The sequence below is a fragment of the Hallella multisaccharivorax DSM 17128 genome (assembly GCF_000218235.1).
Taxonomy (GTDB): Bacteria; Bacteroidota; Bacteroidia; order Bacteroidales; family Bacteroidaceae; genus Prevotella; species Prevotella multisaccharivorax.
The window spans coordinates 67,679-68,100 of record NZ_GL945017.1 but is presented as its reverse complement, the minus strand read 5'-3'; the positions used below and the strand labels follow the sequence as shown (position 1 = coordinate 68,100).

The window sequence follows — 422 nt, the reverse complement described above, 5'->3', positions numbered from 1 at the left end:
GCTGCCACAGATGAAGTATGCCACCTATCAGTCGTATCTTAAAGCATTGCGCCTTAGAGAGGGTATAGCCTTTCCCTTTACCACGCATACGGCAAGACACACCTTTGCCACGCTCATTACGCTTGAGCAAGGAGTTCCTATTGAAACGGTGAGCAAGATGCTCGGACATAGCAATGTAAGCATGACCGAGCGTTATGCAAAGGTTACACCCCAAAAACTCTTTGAGGAGTTTAATCGTTTTCTTTCTTTCACGGAGGATATGCAGATGAGTATTTAGCAATAGACATATTAAAACTAAAATCATTATGAGAAGTACATTCAAGATACTGTTCTATATCAACAGACAGAAAACTAAGGCAGACGGCAATACCGCCATTCTCTGCCGTATCACCATAGACGGAAAGAACACAGCCATTACCACA

General features: G+C 42.9%; 1 protein-coding gene and 1 pseudogene. Both read left to right on the top strand.

Annotated features, from left to right (window positions below; genetic code table 11):
* Positions 1-277, top strand: a 277-nt coding sequence (locus PREMU_RS00660; protein ID WP_174262880.1) for a tyrosine-type recombinase/integrase, incomplete at its 5' end; no start/stop codon positions are given.
* A 28-nt stretch (positions 278-305) separates the two neighbouring features.
* Positions 306-422: pseudogene (locus tag PREMU_RS15460) on the top strand (site-specific integrase); the annotation flags it as partial.